Source organism: Mesorhizobium sp. M7A.F.Ca.US.007.01.2.1 (assembly GCF_003998165.1).
Classification (GTDB): Bacteria; Pseudomonadota; Alphaproteobacteria; order Rhizobiales; family Rhizobiaceae; genus Mesorhizobium; species Mesorhizobium ciceri.
This window is the reverse complement of sequence record NZ_RZQP01000300.1, coordinates 1-6,239: the sequence shown is the minus strand read 5'-3', so window position 1 is coordinate 6,239 and position 6,239 is coordinate 1. Positions and strand designations below refer to the sequence as shown.

The following is a 6,239-nucleotide window of genomic DNA, read 5'->3' as shown; positions in this document are numbered from 1 at the left end:
CGTCTGACCAGCTCAAGACGTCGACGGTAACCAATTTTCTTAACGTAAAATATTAAAGTTAAGAAATGGAAAACGGATTGTATCCGTTAAATTAAACACTCCAAGGTTGCAAGACTTTCGGCAAAATGCACTACTCGTTTCGGGGGTAAGTCGTAAGAAGTCGAAGAAAACACTACTAGCAACAATGGAGAGAAGTCATGAAGAAGTTCGCTTTTGTACTCACCGCTGCTATGGTTTCGTTCTCGACTGTCGGCGCCTATGCCGGCGGCTGGGGAGGTAGCTCGGGTAGCCTGATCAATGTGTCGCCGTCCATCGGTGTCGGCCAGGTGACCGCGCTCAATGGCATCCTGAGTGGCAACAACATCCTGAGCGGCAATGTCGTCCAGGGCATTCTGAACGGCAACAAGACCAACGTCCTTACCGGCGTTCTCAGCGGTATCGGCGTCAATGTCCTTGGCGGCAACAGCTACAAGCTGGGCGGCCGTCACTGAGCAGGAAAGTCACGGGCATCCTTATGTCACGTGTCGTGGGCAGGAGGGTCTTCAACACCCTCCTGCCTCCGCTTGTGGGCCTACCCAGTCAAGCGCGGGAATGAGCTAGATCTTCGCCCGCAGGCCCACAAATGCATCGACCGTGTGTTCGCGCTCGTCGATCACGGTCTTGAAGGTCTCGGAAACGTCGACGCGAACGACAATGGCCATCGATTTGGTCGCGTTGTAGGTCGCTTCGGCATAGACGCCCTTGCGGCGCTCCTGGTTCTCGTAGAGCAAATTGTCCTTGAGCTCATAGAAGATGCCGGAAGCGATGCCGAGGTTTTCGCGCACCTTCATGCCCAGTTCCAATTCCGCGCGCTGCAGCCACGAAGCCAGGGGGTCGTCGGTTTCGGACGTTTCGTAGCGACCGAAATAGGTGCCGCGCAGCTCGAAGCCGTGCGGCAGAGGCTTGCCGAAGGTGACTTGCCAGGTCGGACGCCAGCGCTGGTAGATGTTATCGGCGCCACGCAGGAACTGCGCACCCAGGGCCACGCCGAGCGTCGAACCATCGGTGGCCTTGTAGGCCGCCTCGGCGCGCAGCGTATAGGCGTTGAACGACAGGAACAGCGGCGGGTAACCGATTTCCTCGACGCTGGCGAAGAGCGCAGACGCGGACGCGCCGAAGGCAAGCTGGCCAACTGTCCGGGTGACCCGAGCCGCCAACTGGAAGAGATTGCGGTCGGCATGCAGCTTCGCCGGCAAGATGAGATCTTCCTGGAAATGCGTCGCGCCGAGCTTTTCGTAGCTGTCGGCGGCCTCGAGGATCAGCGATGTGGCGTTGCCGAGGTCGATGCCGAGTTGTGTCTGGGCGCCGAAGACCTGCTTGAACTCCCGCGTACCCAGCGTCAGCGGGCCGATATCCAGATTGTCGCCGGTGCTGGAGACGCGATAGCTCAGCGATCCCCTCAGTTCGAGACCCGGGCCGAGCCGGCGGAAGGCCTCGGCCGACAGCGACAATCCGCGGTCGTCCTCGATCGACGTCTTGTCGTAATGCGTTACCTGGAAGTCCGCGCTGAATTTCGCGTTGGCGTCGTTGTCGCCCCATTGCTGCTGCAGCGAACCGCGCAACAGTGTGTACCAGTCCTTGACCGCATGGTCGCTGTCCAGCGCGTTGTTGGTCCAATGCCTTTCGAGACTGCCGGTGATTGTCGGATCGGTCGCTATTTCGGCAGCCGGTGCTGTTGATGGTTCTGCCCTGGCGGTCACGGCCGCGCAGGCCATCAGCAGGCCTAGGCCGGCGCTGCCAAGCAATCTGCGGGAAAGTGGAGCGACCGTCTGTCCTTCTGCCGGTCGGCGCTTTCGGGAAACCATGCTCCGCGCTCTCCGGACTGAAACCCCTTCCGCCATGCGGGGGTGGCGCAGCGGAAGGGGCTGGAGGTAAACCGCTGTGAAGCGGAAGGAACAGGCACTCTTGCCTGCAGGAGTACTGTGGCATTGAACCCATAAGGTGTGTTTTCCAGACTATTCTCCCTATGCGTGCAGGCAATTGTACCTGAGGTATTTGTTCGCATGGGGAACCTGAAGCGGTCGCTGATTGTTTCTCATCGCGCCGCAGCGTCGAGGATTTCGATAGATGGAAAAGCATTTCACCAAGGTTGCCAACTGGGTCGCCCGCATAGCCGGCCTGCCGCCGACATTCGCCGTCTGTTGCCTCATCATCATCGCCTGGGGGGTGAGCGGTCCGTTCTTCGGCTTTTCGGACACTTGGCAACTTGTCATCAACACGGGCACGACCATCATCACCTTCCTGATGGTCTTCCTGATCCAGAACACTCAGAACCGCGACGGCGCGGCGATCCAGGCCAAGCTCGACGAACTGATCCGGGTCGGCAAGGGCCACAACCACTTCATCGGCATCGAGCATCTGACCGAATCCGAAGTCGAGGAAATCCGCGCCAAATGCGAGCGTGCGGCAAAGCGGCATGACGAACAGATCGCCGACATCGCGGCGAAGAAGGCCGTGGCACAGAAGCGCGGGTCGAAAAAGCAAGCGGCCTGAAAATCAGCCTTTCATGAAGGCTGCGAAACTGCCTTTGTGGTCCGGATGCCAGCGCGACAAAGCGGGGCGGTTCTCGATGATGTCGCCGATCGCCCAGGCCATGCGCTTTTCATCCAGCGGCCGGGCCGCCTCATTGTCCGGGCACAGGATGTAGAAATCTCCCCTGGTCAGGGATTCCAGCATGAAATCCACAACCTGTTCGCCGGTCCAGGCGCCGGCCGGTTTTTCCGTCGCACCCTCGGTCAGACCGGTAAAGGTGAAGCCGGGGATCAGCAGATGGGCAGCGACATGGGCGCCGGGTTCGTTGCGCAACGCGTGCGCCAGGCCTTCCGTGAAGGCTTTCACTCCTGCCTTGGAGACATTGTAGGCAAGATTGCCGGGCGGCGTGGTGATGCCTTGCTTGGAGCCGGTGTTGACGATCAGACCCGGCCTGGCCGAGGCCAGCATGCGCGGCGCGAAGGCCTCCACGCCATGCACAACGCCCCAGAAATTGATGTCCAGCAGCCGTTTCCAGGCATCGCGGTTTTCCCACGGCTTTCCGGGGTTGTCGCCCACGCCGGCATTGTTCATCAGCAGCGACACGCCGCCGAAGGCGCCGAACGCCCTCTCGGCGAGACGGTCCACCTCATCCGCCTTCGAAACGTCGGCGGCGACGGCAAGCACGGCACCGTCGCCGGCAATCGCGGAAACGGCGCGCGAGGCGTCGTCAAGCCGCGCGCTGCCAATGTCGGCCAGCACGATCTTCATGCCTAGCAATGCAAGCCGCTTGGCGGCCGCCAGACCGATGCCGCTGGCAGCGCCGGTGATCACGGCGGCATTGCCTGGAGCAAGCGCGGGCAGGGCGGTCTGGATCTCGGCGTCGGTGATCATGGGCGATGGATTCCTTGTTCGATGGCGCCGAACTTAGCGCCGGAACGGGCCGGTGCAAGCCTCTGCTCGTCTTGTCGGTTGACCAGTCCGGCCGAGGCTGCGCATGTTGCCCCTTGTCCCCGCAAAAGAGATTTAGGCCTGGGGACAAACGGAGGTTCCTGATTGACGGACTGGGTTGCAATTCTGAAGGAGCAGACCGCCATTGGCGACCAGATGGGCCGCGAGGTGCCGCAGATGCTGGCCAATCCCGACATCAGCGAAGCGCAGGTGAAGACACTCTTTTCCGCGCTGGAGAAACAAGCCGAGTTCGTCGAGAAACTGCGCATGGCGCTGGAAAAATTCGGCCATGATTTCTCGATCATCAAGGCCGCGGAACGGCTGGAGGAGCTCTATGCCGACCTCGCCGCATCGGTGGCGGAAAAACTGAAAGCGATGCGCAAGTAGGGCAATTTGGGAAAGCCGTGCAGCGCTCTACCTTGAAAATGTGTGAAGACAACTACTTTTCGATCACCCGCGCAAAGCGCCTATCCGGTACGAGCCATATCATCGCGACCAGCACATAGAGCGCGACGCCGATCCACTGGCTGACGAAGGTCAGCACGACGGCCACGATATAGACAGCCAGCGAGAGCTTCCCCTTGCGGTCATTACCCAGCGCCTTGGCAAAGGCGGTATCATTGCCGTGCAGGCGATGCAGCGCGGCGGCGAGTATGGTGTAGGCGATGGCGCATAGCGCGAGGTCGGTGCCATAGACTGCTACCGGCACCGGCGCAAAGTGGTTCTCGCCCATGAAGGCTGTGGTCACCGGCATCAGCGACAGCCAGAACAGCAGATTGAGGTTCGCCCACAGCACGCGCCCGTCGACCCGCTGAACGGTGTGGAACATGTTGTGCAGATTGTTCCAGTAGATGCCGACATTGATGAAGGACAGCACGTAGCAGAAGAAGATCGGCCACAACGGCACCAAGGCGGAGAAATCCTCGCCATGCGGCACTTTCAACTCAAGCACCATGATGGTGATGATGATAGCCACGACGCCATCGGTGAATGCCTCGACCCTGCCTTTGCCCATGGATCCCACCTTTGCCCGCGATGAATTGTCGAAAGAGAGTAACGCTAGCGGATGTTGAGGAGCCAATAAATGGCAACCGCGAAATTCCTCAACCATGTCCAAGGAAAATCCGGCATCAGTCCCGCTGGCCAGGACGGTTACGGCCGCCCACCTGTTGACTTTTCTTGGCTTGGCCGCTCCTCTTGCAGGGCAGTCTTGGCCGAAGCAGATGAACGGCCGGGATTCGAATGGAGGGGACTGATGAGATTTCGTTTTCTGCTTGTGGCCGCGACCATCCTGGCCGCGGTGTTCGGGACGTCCGCCGCGGCCTTCGCCTACAGCGCTCACACCTCGACCAACCTCAACGTCCGCAGCGGGCCGGGAGCGGGATACGCCAAAGTGGGAACGCTGCCCGCCGGCTTCAGGGTCAATGTCACCGGCTGCCAGCCGGGCTGGTGTAGAATCCATGGCGGCGGCGTGAGCGGCTGGGCCAGCGCCGGTTATCTTGAACGCTCCCAGATCGTTCGCCCGCCAATCATCATCGTGCGTCCGCCGCATCGGCCGCCACACTGGCACAAGCCGCACCGTCCTCCGCACCATCGGCCGCCGCACAGGCCGCGTCCCGGCAAGTGCAAGATCGCGCCCGGCTTTGCTTGCAGGTAACGCCGACCGGTTGAACGATAGATGACGGATCGGAGCCGCTGGCCCCGATCCGAGCCTGTTCAGCCGGCGGACATCCCGCTCAAGCAATGTCCACCGTGCTGTCAGGAGCCTGCCTGTCGGTTGGAACGTCGTGGATGAAACCGCGTTAGATCCTCGATCCCCGAAATTGGTGACGAGGTTGGCCATGGCCATTCGCGATTTTGCGCATACGCACGAAGGGGCAGGTGGCGATGCTCTCGCAATCCCCACCGTCGCCGCGATGATTGCGGTGCTGTTTGCCGGCAGCACGGTGCTGACGCCGCTCTACATCGTCTACAAGCAGCAATTCGGCTTTTCACAAATCACCCTGACGCTGATCTACGCCGTGTATGTCGTCGGCAATCTGGCGGCACTTCTGATGTTGGGCAGCGTCTCCGATATTGTCGGACGCCGGCCCGCGAGCCTGGCGGCCATGCTCGTCGCCATCGTCAGTGCGCTTGTCTTCCTGTTTGCCGTAAACGTCGTCTCGCTCGACGTCGCCCGCATCCTGAGCGGGCTTGGCATCGGCGTCGGCGCGGGGACCGGAACCGCGTGGATTGCCGAGCTTCTTCCCGGCGCGGACAAGTCGCGCGCCAGTGTGATTGCCACCAGCACCAATTTCCTCGGCCTCGGCCTCGGCGCACTGATTTCGGGATTTCTGGCTGAATACGAGCCATGGCCGTTGCGGCTGATCTTCATCGTCTATCTGGCAGCACTTGTGGTGGTGACGATCCTGGTCTGGCGCACTCGCGAAACGGTGTCGAAGCCGGGCGGCCTCGGGGGGATCTCCTGGCGGCCGCGACTTTCCGTCCCGGAGGAAATCCGTGCGCGCTTCGTCGCGCCGGCGGTGACCGGCTTCGGCGCGATGGCGCTGGTCGGGTTCTACGCCGCGTTGGCGCCGAGCATCCTGGCGCAGCAGCTGCATGAGACCAACCATGCCGTCGCCGGCGCGCTGTTCTTCGAGCTGGCGATCGTCACCGCGATCAGCATTGTCGTTCTGATGCACATGAAGAGCAATAAGGCGATGCTGGCTGCGCTGGCATTGATGATCCCAAGCGTCTTGTTGGTGGTGGCGGCGCAGATATTGGCCTCGATGGCACTGATG

General features: G+C 61.1%; 8 protein-coding genes. 5 read left to right on the top strand and 3 right to left on the bottom strand.

All coding sequences use genetic code 11. The features are described from left to right. The first annotated feature begins 197 nt into the window (after positions 1-197). Positions 198-491 (top strand): hypothetical protein, encoded by a 294-nt coding sequence (locus EN949_RS31825; RefSeq protein WP_013530976.1) that lies wholly within the window; start codon positions 198-200, stop codon positions 489-491. A gap of 105 nt (positions 492-596) precedes the next feature. Here the strand turns inward: EN949_RS31825 and EN949_RS31820 are convergent, their stop codons facing one another. Next, positions 597-1,844 (bottom strand): hypothetical protein, encoded by a 1,248-nt coding sequence (locus EN949_RS31820; protein WP_013530977.1) that lies wholly within the window; start codon positions 1,842-1,844, stop codon positions 597-599. Positions 1,845-2,106: 262 nt separating this feature from the next. Between EN949_RS31820 and EN949_RS31815 the strand changes: the two genes are divergently transcribed. Then, positions 2,107-2,532 carry a low affinity iron permease family protein gene (locus EN949_RS31815; RefSeq protein WP_013530978.1) on the top strand — a complete coding sequence of 142 codons (426 nt, stop codon included), beginning with the start codon at positions 2,107-2,109 and terminating at the stop codon, positions 2,530-2,532. Positions 2,533-2,535: 3 nt separating this feature from the next. Here EN949_RS31815 and EN949_RS31810 read toward each other — a convergent pair whose 3' ends face one another. Beyond that, entirely contained in the window at positions 2,536-3,402 is an 867-nt protein-coding gene (locus tag EN949_RS31810) for an SDR family NAD(P)-dependent oxidoreductase (RefSeq protein ID WP_127366431.1), read from the bottom strand. 162 nt (positions 3,403-3,564) lie between these two features. On the opposite strand from EN949_RS31810, the gene EN949_RS31805 reads away from it, so the two are divergent. Further along, the gene (locus EN949_RS31805) at positions 3,565-3,846 is read left to right on the top strand and encodes a hypothetical protein (RefSeq protein WP_027160626.1); all 282 of its coding nucleotides are present in this window, start codon (positions 3,565-3,567) and stop codon (positions 3,844-3,846) included. Positions 3,847-3,898: 52 nt separating this feature from the next. Here EN949_RS31805 and EN949_RS31800 read toward each other — a convergent pair whose 3' ends face one another. Next, positions 3,899-4,474, bottom strand: coding sequence for a TMEM175 family protein (locus tag EN949_RS31800; RefSeq protein WP_013530981.1), 576 nt, complete (start codon positions 4,472-4,474; stop codon positions 3,899-3,901). Between the two features lie 240 nt (positions 4,475-4,714). On the opposite strand from EN949_RS31800, the gene EN949_RS31795 reads away from it, so the two are divergent. Beyond that, positions 4,715-5,116: an SH3 domain-containing protein gene (locus EN949_RS31795; protein WP_063168298.1), complete on the top strand. Its 402-nt coding sequence runs from the start codon at positions 4,715-4,717 to the stop codon at positions 5,114-5,116. Between the two features lie 184 nt (positions 5,117-5,300). Further along, a partial coding sequence (locus EN949_RS31790; RefSeq protein WP_164782600.1) for an MFS transporter occupies positions 5,301-6,239 on the top strand: 939 nt, incomplete at its 3' end.